Origin of the sequence: Nostoc sp. NOS(2021), from assembly GCF_017115025.1 — a bacterium.
Taxonomy (GTDB): domain Bacteria; phylum Cyanobacteriota; class Cyanobacteriia; order Cyanobacteriales; family Nostocaceae; genus Nostoc.
The window spans coordinates 1-17,325 of the sequence record NZ_JABXKM010000141.1; the positions used below are offsets into that span (position 1 = coordinate 1).

Below are 17,325 nucleotides of genomic sequence, written 5' to 3' on the forward strand. Positions count from 1 at the left end.
GAAACAGGAAATTTAGTTCCCTCCCCTTTATAAGGGGAGGGTTAGGGTGGGGTAAAACCTTGGTGAATCAGCTATTTCAGACTTGTGTATACACCATAGCCCCGCCGGTTCTTAGGGGAGACAAAGCGCAGCGTTGGCTCTTTGGGGTTCTTCGGGTTTAATAAGTAATCAAGCGGACATGATATCATCCGCCTCATCCCTCTCATCTCCATCATCCCCCTTACCATGCGTGTCAACTTAAGCCCTGGTGAATGGAATTCGCGGCTACACAAACGAAGTCCACCTTCTCTTTTCTACGAGAGGCTGCGCCAACGAGACGCTACGCGAACGTCGACTAATACAAAATCAAGGATTCTTAACCCACGGAGGTGGGTTTTGTCTGTGTAGACGCGGTTTATAACCGCCCTTTTAACCTTAAGTTGACACCAATGCCCCCTCACTCCCCACTACAAAAAAATATGCGAATTCCCACCGCAACTTATCGAATTCAGTTTACACCTCAGTTTGGCTTTGACAACGCTAGAGCGATCGCAACTTATCTGGCAGATTTAGGTATTTCCGATTTGTATGCTTCCCCGATTTTCAAAGCCAAAACCGGGAGTACACACGGCTACGATATAGTAGATGCCACTCAACTAAACCCAGAACTGGGAACTAATGAATCCTTTGATGCATTAGTTGATCAAGTTCAATCCCTTGGTATGGGCTGGTTACAAGATATTGTGCCCAACCACATGTCCTATACCAGCGAAAACCCTTACTTAATGGACGTATTGGAACACGGGCCAGATTCAAGTTATACCGACTACTTCGACCTTTCTTGGAATGCTCCTTTTGGCGATCGCCAAGAGCGAATCCTAGCACCGCTGCTGGGAGACTTCTACGGCGTATCCTTGGAAAACGGACACATTCAACTACAATATGAAGAAAACGGTTTAACTGTAAACTATTACAGCTTGAAACTGCCACTGCGGTTAGAGTCTTACACAAAAGTTATCATTCATAATCTGGGTAAACTGACGCGCACACTGGGACGCAATCACCCCGATTTTATTAAACTATTGGGGATTCTCTACATTCTCAAAAATGTGCCTTCAGAGGTGGCGGGAAAACAGCGACAAGACCAAATCGCATTTATTAAAGGATTGGTTTGGGAAATCTACACCACAAATGATGCCATCCGCGAGTTCATTGATGAAAATATCAAAACTTTCAATGGAGAAGCGGGTAATTCCGAAAGCTTTAACCTCCTAGATGATTTACTGAATGACCAGTTTTATCGTCTCGCCTTCTGGAAAGTTGGGGCGGAGGAAATGAACTACCGCCGTTTCTTTACAGTCAATGAACTGATTTCAGTGAAAGTTGAAGAACTGCGGGTTTTTAATAACACCCACAGCTTCATTCAGAAGTTAGTAGAGGAGGGCAAATTTACAGGTTTACGAATTGATCATATTGATGGACTTTATAATCCAATCCAGTATCTCGAAAGGCTGCGGGAAAAAACGGGTGATGTTTATATCACTGTGGAAAAGATTTTAGAACTTACAGAAGACCTGCCGGAGAATTGGGAAATTGAAGGAACATCAGGATATGACTTTTTAAACTATGTAAATGGGGTATTTTGTCAAACAGAAAATCAATCACAGTTCGATAAAATCTACCATAACTTTATCGGTTCCAGAGTAGATTATTCAACCATTGTCAAGGAGAAAAAGCACCTGATTTTGGAAAAGAATTTAGCAGGTGATATTGACAATCTGGCACTTTTGTTAAAGAACGTTTCCAGCAAATATCGCTATGGCAATGATTTTACACTGAATGGATTAAAAAGAGCGATCGCCGAAGTTTTGACACTGTTCCCGATTTACCGCACCTATATTACCCCCGATGGAATTGGAGAAAGCGATCGCGCTACCATTGAGAAAGTAATTCATCAAGCCAAAGAAGAAACGCCCCTGTTGCAGCACGAACTGACCTTTATTGAAAAGTTAATGCTACTAGAGTTTGATAATTCTCTGACTCAAACAGAACGCGAGCAGTGGATATATTTTGTCTTGCGAATGCAGCAATACAGCGGCCCGCTAATGGCGAAAGGCGTAGAAGACACCACTTTATATGTTTACAATCGGTTGCTGTCGCTGAATGAAGTGGGGGGTAATCCCGGTCATTTTGGGATTTCAGTAACCAAATTTCATGCCTTTAACCAACAGCACCAAGCAACTTGGCCTCACACAATGAACACCACCGCCACCCACGACACCAAACGCGGCGAAGATGTGCGGGCCAGGTTGAATGTCCTCTCAGAAATCCCAGAGGAATGGGAGCAGCAGGTAAATACTTGGAGCGCCATTAATCGAGGACATCGGAGCCATCGCCACGGGTTCGCTATGCCCGATCGCAACGATGAGTATTTTATCTATCAAACGCTGGTGGGGGCGTTTCCCTTTGCCGAAGATGAACATACATCCTTCGTGGAACGGGTGAAGGACTATATAATTAAGGCAATTCGAGAAGCAAAAGTGCATACAGCATGGTTGCGACCTGATAGCGAGTACGAAGAAGCTTGTACCTCCTTTATTGAGAAGGTACTTGACCCTTCCATCTCTGGGGAATTTTTAGAAGTTTTTCGCCCTTTTCAACAGCGAATTGCTGACTATGGTATATTCAATTCCCTTTCCCAAACTCTACTGAAGATTACCGCCCCCGGCGTACCCGACTTTTACCAGGGAACAGAACTTTGGGAACTGAGTCTAGTTGATCCAGACAATCGCCGTCCCGTGGATTTTGAACAGCGACGTACTTACTTAAGTGCCATCCGCGAGCAGGTAAAAACAGATATTCTGGGACTGATTCAGAAGTTACTGAACCAGAAAACAGACGGCAGAATCAAACTGTTTTTAACGGCTCAGTTACTCCAAGCTAGAACAAACTATGTTTCATTATTCCAGGACGGCGACTATCTGCCGTTAGAAGTTCAGGGAACCTACGCCAATCACATTATCGCCTTTGCGCGACGGGAGGGGAATCAAACAGCGATCGCGATCGCGCCTCGCTTTTTAACTAGCCTCATCCAGCCTGGAGACAACCCCTTGGGCGAGTCAGTTTGGCAAGATACGCATCTGCAATTACCCCCTGGAACTTCCCTCACCTGGAAAAACGTCATAACTCAGCAACCCTTACAAGTTACAGAAACATTATCTATCGCAGCAGCCCTCGCCCATTTTCCAGTTGCTTTGTTAGTTAGTAGTGCTGAGTGAAAAGATAAATCTGTCCCACGCAGAGAGAACCCCGTAAAAACTCTGCGTTCCTCACCCCGTCAAATTGAAATTATGACCACTCCACCAACACTCACCACCGCGCAGATTGACACCGTGCGGGCCCATATCAAAAAAACGTGGAAAACCTTAACGCGATCGCACGAACATTTATTACAATCTGCAAAGGATACTAAACTAGACCACAAAACCGAGACTCCCTGGCTCGTCTACATTTCCCCCCAAGAAGATTGTCCCAACGTTCAGACTGTGTTGGAGCGATCGCTATCTCCCAAGGATATGCAAAGAATTGAAATTCGCACTTTACCCTCGGAAGTCGAAGCAATTAAAGAGCATGGATTATTATACCTGCCAGGGCCTTATGTCGTACCCGGTGGCCGCTTTAACGAAATGTATGGCTGGGACAGCTACTTTATATTACTGGGACTTTTGCGCGATGAAGAATGGGATTTAGCCCAAAGCCAGGTAGATCAATTGCTGTACCAGGTGCAGCATTATGGCACCATCCTCAATTCCAACCGAACTTATATGCTGTCGCGATCGCAGCCTCCAGTCCTCAGCATGATGGTTTTGGCGCTATTCCAGCACACCCAGGATGAAGAGTGGTTAAAGTCAGCCGTACCACTTTTAGAGCAATTTTACTATTACTGGGTAGTAGCGCCCCACCTGAATCCCGCAACAGGCTTATCTAGATTCTATGCCTTTGGGGAAGGAGCCGCGCCAGAAGTTTTGTTCTCCGAGCGGGATGAGGAGGGAAAAAGCCACTACGATCGCGTCAAGGAGTATTACCAAACTTCTGAGGTTGAAGATTATGATGTAAATCTTTACTACGATCGCGAAAATGACGAACTGACCAACCTATTTTACAAGGGCGATCGCACCATGCGCGAGTCCGGTTTTGATATCACCAACCGATTTGGCCCTTTCAGTGCTGATATCCTCCACTACGCTCCTGTGTGCCTCAACAGTTTGCTGTATCAGATGGAACAAGACTTAGCCCAAATTAACGATATTTTGGGGAACGAAGAATTGCAACAACAATGGCGCGATCGTGCAGATATCCGCCGCGATCGCATCGATCAGTGTCTCTGGGATGAAGAACAGGGACTATATCTCGACTATAACTTCCAGAGTGGAGAACGCCGCCGCTACGAATTTGCTACCACATTCTATCCCCTGTGGCTGGGAATTGCTTCTGTTGCCCAAGCCCAGCGCGTAGTGGAAAATCTTTCTTTATTTGAAGCCCCAGGCGGAATCTTTACCAGTACTCATGTCACCGGAAACCAGTGGGATGCGCCTTTTGGCTGGGCACCATTGACGTTAATTGCTGTTCAGGGACTTCACCGTTATGGGTACCATCCAGAAGGCGATCGCATTGCTAACAAATTCCTGGCTATGGTAATTAAAGAATTCGAGCGTCACAACACCATAGTTGAGAAATATGATGTTGAACGCTGTTCTGCCAACGTTTCCGACGATATCTCCTTTGGATATAGTTCTAACGAAGTTGGTTTCGGGTGGACAAATGGAGTTGTTTTGGAACTCTTAGCAGCCCGTGGGAAAAAAGTTTAAATAAAAAGGCGTGAGGAAAAAACTCACGCCTTTATCTTATTTATTACACTTGACTCTATAGGAATCCGGTTTGATTCCTGAATTTACTTGCGAATAGGGAATAGGTGTTAGCCAAGAAGCCACATTAATTCAACTAGATCAAGATATTCTGGATTGGTTTAAAAGCAAAGGAAAAGGCTACCAATCTCTAATTAACTCCGCTCTTTGCTCTTATATTGAGCATAATTCATCGCTACTAATTATTATCATGCACCTGAAATTTACTACAGAGTGCAAAGCTTTTCATGGATATTTAAGGGTGGAGAAATTTTCTTTCATTAGCCGCCTGTCCAATTAACATTATTACTAGCTATTACTATTAAAAAATATTAAATTTTTGATAAAGTTAGTATTAATTTACCTATAAATTTACTGTTCTACGGCAATCTCTAAAATATATTCGTCGGGAGTTGACATTATTTATGGTAAATACTACCATAAATAGGAGAAGCATCTTTTAAGGAAGCTCTTGCATGACAACTTTTTTGCCAGATTTGGACTATGTACATAAACAGCAAAGTCAGCAGAACCAGGAACTAAACCTCTCTGTGGATGACTACAGCTTACTGACCGACCTTTATCAGTTGACGATGGCAGCTTGTTACACAGGCGAAGGTATAGAACAACGACGGGCAAGCTTTGAGTTATCTGTCAGGCGATTGCCAGAGGGTTTTGGTTATTTAATTGCAATGGGGCTGACGCAGGCATTGGAATATTTGGCCAAAATCCGCTTTAGTGCCTCGCAAATCGCGGCATTACAGGCAACGGGAATTTTTGCTCACGCAGGCGATCGCTTTTGGTCACTACTAGCTGAGGGAAAGTTTACGGGTGATGTTTGGGCAGTACCAGAAGGGACAGCCGTCTTTGCCAATCAGCCACTGTTGCGCGTAGAAGCACCTCTTTGGCAAGCGCAACTAGTGGAAACTTACCTCCTGAATACGATTAATTATCAGACTTTGATTGCCACAAAAGCAGCACGGTTGCGGGATGTAGCGGGGGAGTCAGCAACACTTTTAGAATTTGGGACAAGACGAGCATTTAGTCCCCAGGCTGCTTTGTGGGCAGCGCGGGCGGCGTTGGCAGGTGGGTTAGATGCCACTTCCAATGTGTTAGCGGCGCTACAACTGGGAGAAAAGCCAAGTGGTACGATGGCACACGCCTTAGTGATGGCGTTCTCAGCAATAGAAGGCACTGAAGAACAAGCTTTTAGTGCATTTCATCGATATTTTCCGGGTGCGCCATTGCTGATTGATACTTATGATACCGTTGCTGCTGCCCAGCGCTTGGCCCAAAAAGTAAATTCCGGGGAAATGGAATTAACAGGAGTGAGATTGGACTCAGGAGATTTAGTTACCTTATCAAAACAGGTGCGATCGCTCCTTCCTGGTGTGCCAATTTTTGCCAGTGGCGACTTAGATGAGTGGGAAATTGCCAGATTAAAAGCTGCTGGGGCCGAAATTGATGGTTACGGACTGGGAACGCGACTAGTTACGGGTTCGCCTGTAAATGGAGTTTATAAACTTGTAGACATTGATGGCATCCCAGTGATGAAGCAGTCAAGTGGTAAGGTTACTTATCCAGGGCGCAAGCAGATTTTTCGCTCGTTTACGGGAGGTAAGGTAAAAGCAGACAGGTTGGGACTTTTAGGTGAAATTCCTTTGGAAGAAGAACCTTTGTTGGAGTTGGTAGTGCAAGAAGGTGAACGAGTGCAGCCGTTGGAGTCGTTGGCAACAATTCGTCAGCGTACCGCCGCCTCAGTTGCCAGTTTGCCAGAACAGACACGGCGTTTGGATCATCCTATCTCGGTGCAAGTGGAAATTTCTCAGGGGTTACGGGTGTTGACGGAGGAAACTAAGAAACGAACCGCAGAGGCGCAGAGAAGCCAGTGCGTTGCGGGGGTTCCCCCCGTTGTAGCACCTGGCGCGACACAGAGGTAAAAGTACTCTTTCAGTCTGTCTTAATTACGAATTACGAATTACTATGAGAATTGCTTTGTTTGGTACTAGTGCCGATCCACCAACTGCTGGACATCAAGAAATTCTGAGTTGGTTGTCTAAGCGTTATGATTGGGTAGCGGTTTGGGCAGCGGATAATCCATTTAAGTCTCATCAAACACCCTTAGAACATCGGGCGGCAATGCTGCAACTGTTGATTGCGGATATAGACGCACCACGTCACAATATTGCTTTGGAACAGGAATTGAGTAGCTTCAGAACACTGGAAACAGTGGAAAAAGCGAAGCTTACTTGGGGTGAGGACGCGGAATTGACGTTGATCGTTGGTTCAGATTTACTGAGTCAGTTACCACGTTGGTATCACATTGAAGATTTGTTACAGGAAGTGCAACTACTGATCGTGCCGCGACCGGGATATGCAATAGATGAATCTAGTTCAGAGGTAGTGCAAAAGCTGGGAGGGAAGATTGCGATCGCTAGTCTGACCGGTCTAGATGTTTCCTCAACAGCGTACCGCGAACATGGAGATTCTGAAGCCCTCACAGCCCCTGTAGTTGCCTATATTAATCGAGAGCATTTGTACAAATGCCAGGACGTTCCCAAAAAAAGATTCCAACTCCGTTAAACCAACAACCTTTGGCTGATTTCAAGGTTGGTGTTGATAATGTAATTTTTTCTGTAGATACTGCCCAAAATCGGCTGTTAGTTCTATTAGTAATGCGACAGCAAGAACCATTTTTAAATCATTGGAGTCTTCCCGGTACTTTGGTGCGTCCAGGAGAGTCTTTAGAAGATGCCGCCTATCGCATTATGGCAGAGAAAATTAAGGTCAACAATCTCTATTTAGAACAACTGTATACATTTGGCGGGCCGAATCGCGATCCACGGGAAGCAACCGATAGTTATGGTGTGCGTTATCTATCAGTTAGTTACTTTGCCCTAGTGCGATTTGAAGAAGCGGAATTGGTTGCCGATCGCATGACTGGCATAGCTTGGTATCCGGTAAAAGAAGTGCCGCAATTAGCTTTTGACCATAATGAAATTCTGGCTTATGGGCATAGGCGGTTGCGAAATAAATTAGAGTATAGCCCAGTGGCTTTTGAAGTCTTGCCAGAAATGTTCACCTTGAATGATTTATATCAGTTATACGCCACAGTTTTAGGTGACAATTTTTCCGATTATTCTAATTTTCGGGCGCGTCTACTCAAGTTAGGTTTTTTATGCGATACCAGAATTAAGGTATCACGCGGTGCTGGTCGTCCAGCTAGTTTGTATAAGTTTGACGCCGAAGCTTTTGCTCCCTTAAAGGATAAACCTTTGGTGTTTATTTAATGAACCGCTACATAGAGTTGAAAGTTCAAAGTCAAGGCAATTAATTTTAACCCTTGACTCCTAACTCCTAACTCCTAACTCCTAACTCCTAACTAACCAAAAATGAAGATTGCGATCGCTCAAATTAATCCGACAATTGGGGATTTGCTTTTAAATGCCCAAAAAATCCTGGAGGCGGCACAACGAGCAGCATCTAGCGGTGCGCGTTTGTTATTGACACCAGAACTTTCTTTGTGTGGCTATCCACCAAGAGATTTATTACTAAATCCTAGTTTTGTGGAAGCGATGGGCATCACTTTACAAAACTTGGCCCAGGATTTACCACCAAATTTAGCTGTATTGGTAGGAACTGTTGAACAGAACCTCAAAGCCTCTATTACTGGCGGTAAAACTTTATTTAACAGCATAGCTTTGTTAGAAAATGGCAAGGTCAAGCAACTTTTTCACAAGCGACTTTTGCCTACTTACGATGTATTTGATGAACGTCGCTATTTTGAACCAGGCTTGGAAGCTAATTATTTCACTTTAGATAATATCCATATTGGCGTAACTATTTGCGAAGATTTATGGAATGATGAGGAATTTTGGGGCAAACGTAGTTATACAGTGAATCCGATTGCTGACTTAGCAATTTTGGGTGTAGATTTGATTGTAAATTTGTCTGCTTCCCCCTACACTGTCGGCAAACAGCAGTTTCGAGAAATAATACTCAGGCATAGTGCAGTACGTTTTCAACAACCGATTATTTATGCTAATCAGGTTGGCGGAAATGATGACCTAATTTTTGATGGGCGTAGTTTTGCTTTGAATCGTCAAGGTGAAATTATGTGTCGTGCCCGTGGCTTTGACACCGATTTAGTGGTAGTCGAATTTGATGAGGCGCAACGAGATTTGCAGTTGGGTTCTGTAGCACCTGTATATGAGTCAGAAGATGAAGAAATTTGGCAAGCTTTGGTTTTGGGAGTGCGAGATTATGCTCGCAAGTGTCGCTTTTCTAAAGTAGTGTTGGGTTTAAGTGGCGGGATTGACTCTGCAATAGTAGGTGCGATCGCAGCTGCTGCACTTGGTAAAGAAAATGTCCTTGGTGTACTCATGCCTTCGCCTTATAGTTCTGAGCATTCCATCAGTGATGCTGTGGCATTAGCCGAAAATTTGGGGATTAAGACTAATCTTTTACCAATTGGCGAGTTAATGCAAGGCTTCGATCAAACTTTAGGTGATTTGTTTGCGGGTACAGAGTTTGGACTGGCTGAAGAGAATATCCAATCTCGGATTCGCGGTAATTTATTAATGGCGATCGCTAATAAATTTGGCTATCTACTTTTATCTACCGGTAATAAGTCAGAAATGGCAGTTGGTTACTGTACCCTCTACGGCGATATGAATGGCGGGTTAGCAGTGATTGCAGATGTTCCTAAAACTCGTGTGTATTCACTTTGCCAATGGTTAAATCGCAATCATGAAATCATCCCGCAAAATGTCTTGACTAAAGCACCCAGCGCTGAACTCAAACCGGGTCAAGTGGATCAAGACTCTCTCCCGCCCTACGAAATTTTGGACGATATTTTGCAACGCCTGATTCATAATCACCAATCAGCAACGCAAATTATTGCAGCCGGTCACGATCCGGTGATTGTAGACCGAGTAATCCAAATGGTGGCGCGGGCTGAATTTAAACGGCGACAAGCACCCCCCGGCTTAAAAATAACCGATCGCGCTTTTGGAACTGGTTGGCGAATGCCAATTGCTAGTAACTGGATTGGTGTCAAAAACGCTTACCAGACTAAAACCATAGCTACACCTACCTTAGTCTGTAGGGATGGACAAGATGCCTATCCGCGAATCAAGTAGTAGCCTATCAAGGTCAGGACTTACGCAAACAATAGCCGAAAAGAATGATTTTCAGGTAGGGGCAATTCATGAATTGCCCCTACAGCGTGTAGTTTTGCGTAAGTCCTAAAGGTAAACGGGGACGCGGGGACAATTTCCCTCACCGCGTCACCCGATCACCACGTTTTTTCCTCACCGCAGATTTTTTACTCTCCATTTATCAAGACGTTCCATTAGCTGCCAGAGAATGTTTTTCACATCTTCCAGTACAACTTTATACTCATCATATGTATATATATCTTCTAAGTCTAAGTAGCTATAGTGGAGTGTGAACCAACTATATTTTGGGTAAATTGCAATACGATGATGCTTAGGATTTAAGTCAATAGTTGGGTGTACAATGAGATTCATATGCGACACTGTTGCGAAAAATGAAGTAAACCTGGATTCAATAATTTGGTCAATTAACCAAGGCATATGAACTAAATAAGTATGCCTTAATCTTGTTTGTAATGCATACTGGTAAGCACTCTTTATGTTGTACCAATCTTCATTTGACATAAAGTTTAATTTTTATAACAGACAGCTTATTGATATCATATCCTCTACAAATAAGCGTGTTATGAATTTATATCTTTCTGTAAACATAAGTATTATTACGTAAATCATGTAAATGCAAGTTGCCAATAAATATTTTTTATTCAGTATAGTATCCGTGAATTTTTGTGTGCTGAATCATAAATTAATAGTAAAAATTGTAACATCATATTTCAGATATGAGTATACTTTCAAACAACATCAATCTTGAAAATGATGTTTATACTTAGAAATAAGTAAATGAAAGCAGGTGCATAATGAAACTACAAGATTTCTTGGGAACAGGGGAGAAATGGGGATTCGAGGCGATCGCTAGCGTTGAGGTTACAGCGCTTCCCGCTATTATGCAATACAGTTTTTCTCCTTGCCCCTCTCCTAGCAAAGCTTTCAGCTATGAGGATGTACCTCATAGCTGCCGGAAGTGCTGTAGCATCAATTCCAAGCGCGTACAATTTTCCCGTTTCGGCACGGTGATGCCAAGAATCAAGAATGGTAAATTTTGGCGGCGGTCGTGGGGCAGGTATAGCGGAAAATTAGCTGTATCTCTTGTTGAGTGAGAACTTTGGCTCGACCGTGCCGATTGATTTTCATTGTCCCAACTGTAGACCCTGTATCACAGCCTACACCTGATCTAAGCCCCAGCGATACCCGTTTCTACGTCTAAGGATATAAGTTTGTTTAATTTTGATATATTAATGAGATATTAAATTGAAAAATTAATTCAGATAGAAACTTATGGCAACCGAGCAAGAGCTTCAATCTCTTTTTAAGACCTTAGATCGCGATCAAGACGGCAAAGTGTCCATTAATGAGCTTTTTTTAAGTCCTGGCTTAAGTGCAATCATCTCATCAGAAACAAATACCAGTAGCCCCCAGGAGTTACTAGTACGATATGATACAGACAAAGACGGTAGTATTACCTTTGAAGAGTTAAAGGAAGCAGTTGAGAAAGCAAGTAATTTAACCTAGCAGTCAAAAAACCCAATACCCAATACCCAAAATCCCTCTCTAGCCCACGCTTTGAGGGATTTGCAATTTTCATGGTCATTGGTGACTCGCTAGCCCTTCAATGACCTTGGAGGTGAAAGGCTGGCTTTTTGCGATTCTGGGAGGGCGCTGATGGTGATAAAGATTTTGCGGTCTTCCTGATCGCTTTTGACAAGTGCCCGAAATTCAGTCATTAGCCGATTGTCGTTGAGGATCTTGTAAACTCCGTTCGTGACCCATTCTGGATTTAATATATTCCCAATAAATAGTTTTTTATTCAGTATAATTCTGTGAATTTTTGTGTGCTGAATCATAAATTAATCGTAACATTTGTAATATCATACTTCACGCTAGAGTATAGTTTCAAACAACATCAATTTTTAAAATGATGTTTATACTTAGAAGTAAGTAAAAGAAAGCAGGTGCATAATGAAACTACAAGATTTCTTGGGAACAGGGGAGAAATGGGGATTCGAGGCGATCGCTGATGACGCAGACTTGGCTCGTCAGATTCAGATATTGCTAATTGGCTTAGGTTTACTAGAACCTCCAGCCGATGGCAAATTTGGCCCTGTTTCTGTGATATCTCTCAAAAAATTTCAAGAATTAACAAAGACTGGAGAGAGTGACTTTTTAGGAGCAATCACAGCCAAGAAACTAATTGAAACCAAACCAGATGATCTTCCTAAACCGCCCTTAAAACTTGGTAATGACATTGCCAGCAAGATTGTGAAATACTTGCTATCTAAAGATTATCAGTTATTCACCAATCCAAAAGAATACAACATTGTTTATATAGAGGGTATAAATGGAGACTGGAGTCTCAATAGTGATACACCCAATCAATTTAATGATCGGCGAATTGTCATTGAAGTAGTAAATGGTGTTCCCAAAATCGTAGATCACTGGGAAGCTACTACAGAACCAGGGAACTACTACACTTATAATCCGATGAATCCCAAAGGAGCAGCTAGGATTCAGTTTGGACAATACAAAGCTTGGGCTGTTGGCATCCACGGCACAGCAGAGCCTCACGAGGCATTAGTGCAAGTTGGAGATATAACTGTTTGTAGAGATTTCAACAAAGATTTTAAACGGACTGGGGACAAACTTGATACAGGTGATGATTTTCATGTAAATCAACACTACGGGTTTGATTTTCCCCAAAATGATATTCGTCTTGCCAGTGCGGGTTGTTTAGTGGGACGTACCCGTGAGGGACATAGAGAGTTTATGGCGATTATTAAACAAGACCGTCGTTATGTCGCTAATCGCAAATATGCTTTCTACACTACCGTGATTCCTGGGGATGATTTACTGTAAACGTTTCCAGGATGAAGTAATAGTTAATTGGTAGTATTTGTTGTTGTGATGCAACGTGTAGTAGGGGCGCACAATTCATTGGTGTAAACTTAAGCTCAAACGCTTGTCCCACATACGCATCACCCCACCCCGGTTTTGGCTTTAGACAAAACCGGGGTGGGGTGATGCGGTGAGTAACCGTAAGTGAATGAACTCAATGTCTAACCTTGTTCTTGTGGTTGCCCTATCTGTGCCGTCAGCTTCTCTTTATCCTGCCTGCGTTTTTTGGCGTAAAGTTGAATAGTGACTGCCATCAAAATAATCATGGCGAAAATAGCCCAGGCAGCGATATCTGTAGGTAGATTACTTTTAAACACAGCCAGCAGGACGATCGCTACTAACATAACTGTAGGTGCTTCATTTAAAGCACGTAATTGCTGACTATTCCAGCCACATTCATCTACTGCTAATTTCTTCATCAGCCGAGCGCAGTAATGATGATAGCCAATTAAAATAGCAACAAACAGCAGTTTGATATGCAACCAACCCTCTTTTAAAATATCCGGTTCAGTGCTTACTAAACCGATGGCCATTGCGATCGTCACGAACATTCCGGGGTTAGTGATGATATAGTAGAGCCGCTTTTCCATAATTTGATACTGATTTTTCAGTATCGTTCGCGCTGGTTCAGCTTCTTGGTTCGCTTCAACGTGATAGATAAAAAGACGTACTAAGTAGAACAAACCAGCGAACCAAACTACAAATCCGACAATATGAAATGCTTTAAACCATGAATAAGCCATGAGTTATAATCTCCTTTACTTGTGGTTGTGATGCATTTTTAATGGTAATAAAAAGTTCACAAATGCAGGCGGGGACAACATTTATCAATCTAACAAAAATCCCGAATTCATTTTTGACCACAGATAAATATCGATGATTTATTTATCTGTGTTAATCTGTGGATTCATTTTTATAATATCGATTTTTGCCAGAGGTATAGCAGTTGCCAGGTAGCGGTTGACATCAGCTAATCAGAAAACACTGACACCAAGAGACTTTCAAGCCTGTTCCCTGTTCCCTCCTATATATTGTCAATGAGCATCTTTACGACGCACAAAGGGTAAAAGGTCTTCTAAAATCGCTTCGTGGTAGTGTTCTTGAGGATAATGTCCGACGTTATTAAGTTTTATTAATTCGGTATTTGGTACGGCATTTGCAAAGTTTTCGGCAATATCTACAGGTAGCCAAGGGTCAATCATACCCCATTGAATTAGAATTGGCTGTTGCCATTCTTTAAAGCCAGTTTGTATTTCTGTCATGGCTGAATCAAGCTGTAGATTGCGAATACTTGCTAAGAGACTTCGACCAGATGTAGAAGCGGTCAAAAATGGTTTTCGATAAATATCTAAATCTTTATCTCCTATGCGATAACGGCTTCCACCTTCTAGTGTCCGATCAACTAATAAGGGGTCTTGGGTCATTACTTCACCAGCCAAAGGTAAACCCATTTGTTTAATTTTCCAGGGTAATTTGGCAGCAGTTGAAATTGGTGTATTTAAAATAGCTAAATTAGCAATTTTTTCTGGGTGACGCAAAGCATATTGTAGTCCTACAGAACCTAAAAAACCTTGTACAACTAAAGAAAAATGTTCAAGTTCTAGCGCTTTGATAAATCCTTCTAAAGCTGTGATAAAAGCATCGGGAGTGTAAGCAAAATCTCGTTTTTCTGGTTTTGCAGAAAAGCCATAACCAATCCAATCTGGAGCGATCGCTCTTGTACCCTGATTTGCCAAAGCAGGTATAATATGACGCCAACTGTAACTTTGTGAAACTAAGCCGTGTAGCAACAACACAGGCGCTAAGTCAGTTCTGCCGATTGGTAAAGATTCACGATAAAACCATTCCAGTGAATCTACATTGATTTTATGTTCTGTTATTGACACGCTATTTTCCTATATTGGGCATTGGGCAATTCAATTTTGGATTTTGGATTTTAGATTTTGGATTAAATTTCAATCTAAAATCCAAAATCTAAAATCTAAAATTCTTACTCCCCACTCCCTGAGAAATAATCATCTCACGAATCGCATAAGCTGTAGCCGGTGCTAGTAAAACACCGTTGCGATAGTGTCCGGTAGCTAGGAGGACATTACTAAACCCTGGCAACTTACCAATAACTGGGGCTGGGCGTCCTTCAGGACGGGGACGTAACCCCGACCAAGTGCGGAGAATCGTTGCTGTGGCTAACTCTGGGCAAAATGCGATCGCTTGTTCTCTAACAGATTCCAGCAGTTCTTGATTTGGCGGTATCTCATTTCCGTTGCTGGGAAATTCCACTGTTGCACCCACCCAATAATCTCCGCCGCCCACAGGAACAATATGGACATCGTTACCTGTAATCGCCGGTTGGAAGTCTGGATTGCCTAATGGATGTCCTACACGTAATTGCAAGGCTTGCCCAAGTACAGGGCGGATATCAATCAGTTGGTTTAATTGGGCTGTAAGTAGCGTTGAACCTAGCCCTGCTGCGACTACAAACCAATCAGCGGCTATTTTTCCTTCTGTAGTCTCAAGTTGATTGCAAAATTGGGGGGAAGATTCAGGTGTTGAGGTTTGGGCATCCAAAACAGTCACGCCAAATTTGAAAGTCACACCGTTTTGCTGGGCAGCCTCAACTAAAGCTAACGTGAGGGCAGTTGGATCAAGTTGACGGTCTTGGGGAGAATAGACAGCGCCAGTAATTTTTTCGTGTAGGCGCAGCCCGTCGTAGACATCAACTTGAGGACAGATATTTTGGAGTTTAGCCGTGTCCCATATTTCTAAATGCCAGCCTTGAGAGTGACGAATTTCTACAAGTTTTTTCCATGCATCGATCGCCTCTAGGGAAGGGGAGGAATCAGACAAAAGCATGAGAATTCCCTGGCGATTAAAAGGAATTTTGCAACCTGTTAAAGCTTCTAGTTCAGGAATCAAGGTTTCATAACGTTGGATGCTAGTTTCTCGCATCTGCCAAGCTTTGCCCTTGATTTTTTGGCTGATTGCGCCCATCAAAACGCCAAGTGCAGCGCCTGTAGAGGCTTGTGCTGGTGGTTGCCGATCGCAAACTGTGATTTTCAGCCCTTTTACTTGACTCAGTTCATAGGCGATCGCAGCCCCAACTACACCACAACCGATAATAACTACATGACTCATTGCTGTTTTGAAGCTGAAATGGCGGAGATGGGAGAGTCGGGGGACAAAGGAGAGGAATTTTTACTCTCCCTCATCCTCCTCATCCCCTTCAGATCATCTTAACCTTGCGCTTAACTTGCCTCTGATTGACTGCTGGTCTTAGGAAGCAGTTGGAGGAATTTGTCAATCTCTGCGAAAGCAGCTTGGGATTGATTCAAGGCAATTAGAGGATTGCCAGCACTAGTAGCTTTATCGAGTTTAACCAGGTCTTTAAAAAAATCTCGCGTTATTTGACGTGCTTTGGGTTGGTCTTTGGGTAGAAGGTTGGGAGTGACATAAGTCAGATTCAGCTTTGCTTCTGTTATCGGGCCATGTATAAAGTTACGCACATTGATCCAATCACCTTGTTTAATTAGGGTTTTCAATTCTTCTGAGCGATCGCGCACAGCCTGAATTTCAGGAACGTATGCCTGAATTTTTTCAAGTTGTACTGCTGTGTAAGTCGGAGGTGCCACCGCGACACCAGGGCCACCACAACTAATGAGGAATGTGGCCAATAATACTAGGAAAAAGGAAAAAATCGAGCGTTGACGCACCATACATTGAACTTAATTGCTTTTTGTTTACCGATTAACAGTGTCATTTTAGATCGCTAGCGCAATTTATCGTTCACTCTAGTAAATTTATCTATTGGTGAACTTTTACCAATTCTCTAAATAACATCCGCCCTCCTTTGGCTGCAATCCGATTCCTAACAAGTCTCGCCGGGCGGCCCTGTGCTATTTTCAGTATTTAACTGTTCCCCCAAAGTTTTACCAATTTCATTTTTGAGCCGCAACGCGATCGCTTGGGTTCAATGCGGGGGGTGTAAATCCACTGCCACAAAGATTTACGGCACAAGTCCGAGCCACCGACAACCTGGGATTTTTTGCGATCACCAGATGACTCCAAACTGGGGGCAGCGCCGAGAGCTTTCTGAAATCTTCTCAGTGAAAGGTGACGTTTGGTAGGCTTTTTCGAGTTTCGCCCCTGGCGTGTTATTACTTCTGGTTTACCATTTGCATCCAGGAATCCCTTTGCACACGTGCCCCAATAAGCCAATATAAATTGCATAGATGAACCAGATAAATAAGCTAGTTTGGAGTAATAAAAAATCTAAAATTGTAGTACAAAATACTTGCTTTTATTGAGTTTTTGTGATACCGACTTTGTTAACCTAAATCTACTGTAATCAGACTGACTTACAGTAATATGGCAAAAAT

17 protein-coding genes are annotated in these 17,325 nt (G+C 43.0%); 10 read left to right on the forward strand and 7 right to left on the reverse strand.

The window, feature by feature from the left end; genetic code table 11:
- Window positions 1–458 precede the first annotated feature (458 nt).
- The 7 genes from treY (at window position 459) to HWQ41_RS18445 (ending at window position 10,024) form a co-directional block, all read left to right on the forward strand.
- Complete coding sequence (gene treY, locus HWQ41_RS18420; protein ID WP_292765742.1) at window positions 459–3,257, forward strand: malto-oligosyltrehalose synthase; 2,799 nt, start codon at window positions 459–461, stop codon at window positions 3,255–3,257.
- A 72-nt stretch (window positions 3,258–3,329) separates the two neighbouring features.
- Window positions 3,330–4,847, forward strand: coding sequence for a trehalase family glycosidase (locus HWQ41_RS18425; RefSeq protein WP_292765745.1), 1,518 nt, complete (start codon window positions 3,330–3,332; stop codon window positions 4,845–4,847).
- A gap of 100 nt (window positions 4,848–4,947) precedes the next feature.
- Window positions 4,948–5,184, forward strand: coding sequence for a BrnA antitoxin family protein (locus HWQ41_RS34310; RefSeq protein ID WP_366931683.1), 237 nt, complete (start codon window positions 4,948–4,950; stop codon window positions 5,182–5,184).
- Window positions 5,185–5,359: 175 nt separating this feature from the next.
- On the forward strand, window positions 5,360–6,823 hold the full coding sequence (locus HWQ41_RS18430) for a nicotinate phosphoribosyltransferase (protein ID WP_292765747.1): 1,464 nt from the start codon (window positions 5,360–5,362) through the stop codon (window positions 6,821–6,823).
- A gap of 43 nt (window positions 6,824–6,866) precedes the next feature.
- Complete coding sequence (locus tag HWQ41_RS18435) at window positions 6,867–7,466, forward strand: nicotinate-nucleotide adenylyltransferase (protein ID WP_292765749.1); 600 nt, start codon at window positions 6,867–6,869, stop codon at window positions 7,464–7,466.
- A complete protein-coding gene (locus HWQ41_RS18440; protein WP_292765751.1) occupies window positions 7,427–8,173 on the forward strand; it encodes an NUDIX domain-containing protein in 747 nt (248 codons plus the stop codon). Before HWQ41_RS18435 ends, HWQ41_RS18440 begins: the two co-directional genes overlap by 40 nt.
- A gap of 102 nt (window positions 8,174–8,275) precedes the next feature.
- A complete protein-coding gene (locus HWQ41_RS18445) occupies window positions 8,276–10,024 on the forward strand; it encodes an NAD+ synthase (protein WP_292765754.1) in 1,749 nt (582 codons plus the stop codon).
- Window positions 10,025–10,195: 171 nt separating this feature from the next.
- On the opposite strand, the gene HWQ41_RS18450 is transcribed toward HWQ41_RS18445, so the two are convergent.
- Window positions 10,196–10,564, reverse strand: coding sequence for a hypothetical protein (locus tag HWQ41_RS18450; RefSeq protein ID WP_292765757.1), 369 nt, complete (start codon window positions 10,562–10,564; stop codon window positions 10,196–10,198).
- Window positions 10,565–10,857: 293 nt separating this feature from the next.
- On the opposite strand from HWQ41_RS18450, the gene HWQ41_RS18455 reads away from it, so the two are divergent.
- Window positions 10,858–11,157, forward strand: coding sequence for a hypothetical protein (locus HWQ41_RS18455; protein ID WP_292765759.1), 300 nt, complete (start codon window positions 10,858–10,860; stop codon window positions 11,155–11,157).
- Window positions 11,158–11,335: 178 nt separating this feature from the next.
- Window positions 11,336–11,569, forward strand: a complete 234-nt coding sequence (locus tag HWQ41_RS18460; RefSeq protein WP_292765762.1) for an EF-hand domain-containing protein — start codon at window positions 11,336–11,338, stop codon at window positions 11,567–11,569.
- Between the two features lie 89 nt (window positions 11,570–11,658).
- On the opposite strand, the gene HWQ41_RS18465 is transcribed toward HWQ41_RS18460, so the two are convergent.
- The gene (locus HWQ41_RS18465) at window positions 11,659–11,781 is read right to left on the reverse strand and encodes a hypothetical protein (protein WP_292765765.1); all 123 of its coding nucleotides are present in this window, start codon (window positions 11,779–11,781) and stop codon (window positions 11,659–11,661) included.
- Window positions 11,782–12,016: 235 nt separating this feature from the next.
- Between HWQ41_RS18465 and HWQ41_RS18470 the strand changes: the two genes are divergently transcribed.
- Entirely contained in the window at window positions 12,017–12,910 is an 894-nt protein-coding gene (locus HWQ41_RS18470; protein WP_292765768.1) for a peptidoglycan-binding protein, read from the forward strand.
- A gap of 200 nt (window positions 12,911–13,110) precedes the next feature.
- Here HWQ41_RS18470 and hemJ read toward each other — a convergent pair whose 3' ends face one another.
- The 5 genes from hemJ to HWQ41_RS18495 all read right to left on the reverse strand — a co-directional run bounded on the left by hemJ (window position 13,111) and on the right by HWQ41_RS18495 (window position 17,176).
- On the reverse strand, window positions 13,111–13,692 hold the full coding sequence (hemJ, locus tag HWQ41_RS18475) for a protoporphyrinogen oxidase HemJ (RefSeq protein ID WP_292765771.1): 582 nt from the start codon (window positions 13,690–13,692) through the stop codon (window positions 13,111–13,113).
- Between the two features lie 291 nt (window positions 13,693–13,983).
- Window positions 13,984–14,835: an alpha/beta fold hydrolase gene (locus HWQ41_RS18480; RefSeq protein WP_292765773.1), complete on the reverse strand. Its 852-nt coding sequence runs from the start codon at window positions 14,833–14,835 to the stop codon at window positions 13,984–13,986.
- An 88-nt stretch (window positions 14,836–14,923) separates the two neighbouring features.
- Window positions 14,924–16,084 (reverse strand): FAD-dependent oxidoreductase, encoded by a 1,161-nt coding sequence (locus HWQ41_RS18485; protein ID WP_292765776.1) that lies wholly within the window; start codon window positions 16,082–16,084, stop codon window positions 14,924–14,926.
- 110 nt (window positions 16,085–16,194) lie between these two features.
- Window positions 16,195–16,662 (reverse strand): photosystem II protein PsbQ, encoded by a 468-nt coding sequence (psbQ, locus tag HWQ41_RS18490; RefSeq protein ID WP_292765779.1) that lies wholly within the window; start codon window positions 16,660–16,662, stop codon window positions 16,195–16,197.
- Between the two features lie 193 nt (window positions 16,663–16,855).
- The gene (locus HWQ41_RS18495) at window positions 16,856–17,176 is read right to left on the reverse strand and encodes a hypothetical protein (RefSeq protein ID WP_292765782.1); all 321 of its coding nucleotides are present in this window, start codon (window positions 17,174–17,176) and stop codon (window positions 16,856–16,858) included.
- Window positions 17,177–17,325 lie beyond the last annotated feature (149 nt).

Coding starts and splice junctions, on each gene's coding strand:
- HWQ41_RS18425 (WP_292765745.1), top strand. CDS start 3,330: ATGACCACTCCACCAACACTCACCACCGCGCAGATTGACACCGTGCGG.
- HWQ41_RS18465 (WP_292765765.1), bottom strand. CDS start 11,781: ATGACTGAATTTCGGGCACTTGTCAAAAGCGATCAGGAAGACCGCAAA.
- HWQ41_RS18445 (WP_292765754.1), top strand. CDS start 8,276: ATGAAGATTGCGATCGCTCAAATTAATCCGACAATTGGGGATTTGCTT.
- HWQ41_RS18495 (WP_292765782.1), bottom strand. CDS start 17,176: ATGCAATTTATATTGGCTTATTGGGGCACGTGTGCAAAGGGATTCCTG.
- HWQ41_RS18430 (WP_292765747.1), top strand. CDS start 5,360: ATGACAACTTTTTTGCCAGATTTGGACTATGTACATAAACAGCAAAGT.
- HWQ41_RS18440 (WP_292765751.1), top strand. CDS start 7,427: ATGCCAGGACGTTCCCAAAAAAAGATTCCAACTCCGTTAAACCAACAA.
- HWQ41_RS18485 (WP_292765776.1), bottom strand. CDS start 16,084: ATGAGTCATGTAGTTATTATCGGTTGTGGTGTAGTTGGGGCTGCGATC.
- HWQ41_RS18460 (WP_292765762.1), top strand. CDS start 11,336: ATGGCAACCGAGCAAGAGCTTCAATCTCTTTTTAAGACCTTAGATCGC.
- HWQ41_RS18450 (WP_292765757.1), bottom strand. CDS start 10,564: ATGTCAAATGAAGATTGGTACAACATAAAGAGTGCTTACCAGTATGCA.
- psbQ (WP_292765779.1), bottom strand. CDS start 16,662: ATGGTGCGTCAACGCTCGATTTTTTCCTTTTTCCTAGTATTATTGGCC.
- treY (WP_292765742.1), top strand. CDS start 459: ATGCGAATTCCCACCGCAACTTATCGAATTCAGTTTACACCTCAGTTT.
- HWQ41_RS18470 (WP_292765768.1), top strand. CDS start 12,017: ATGAAACTACAAGATTTCTTGGGAACAGGGGAGAAATGGGGATTCGAG.
- HWQ41_RS18455 (WP_292765759.1), top strand. CDS start 10,858: ATGAAACTACAAGATTTCTTGGGAACAGGGGAGAAATGGGGATTCGAG.
- HWQ41_RS18435 (WP_292765749.1), top strand. CDS start 6,867: ATGAGAATTGCTTTGTTTGGTACTAGTGCCGATCCACCAACTGCTGGA.
- hemJ (WP_292765771.1), bottom strand. CDS start 13,692: ATGGCTTATTCATGGTTTAAAGCATTTCATATTGTCGGATTTGTAGTT.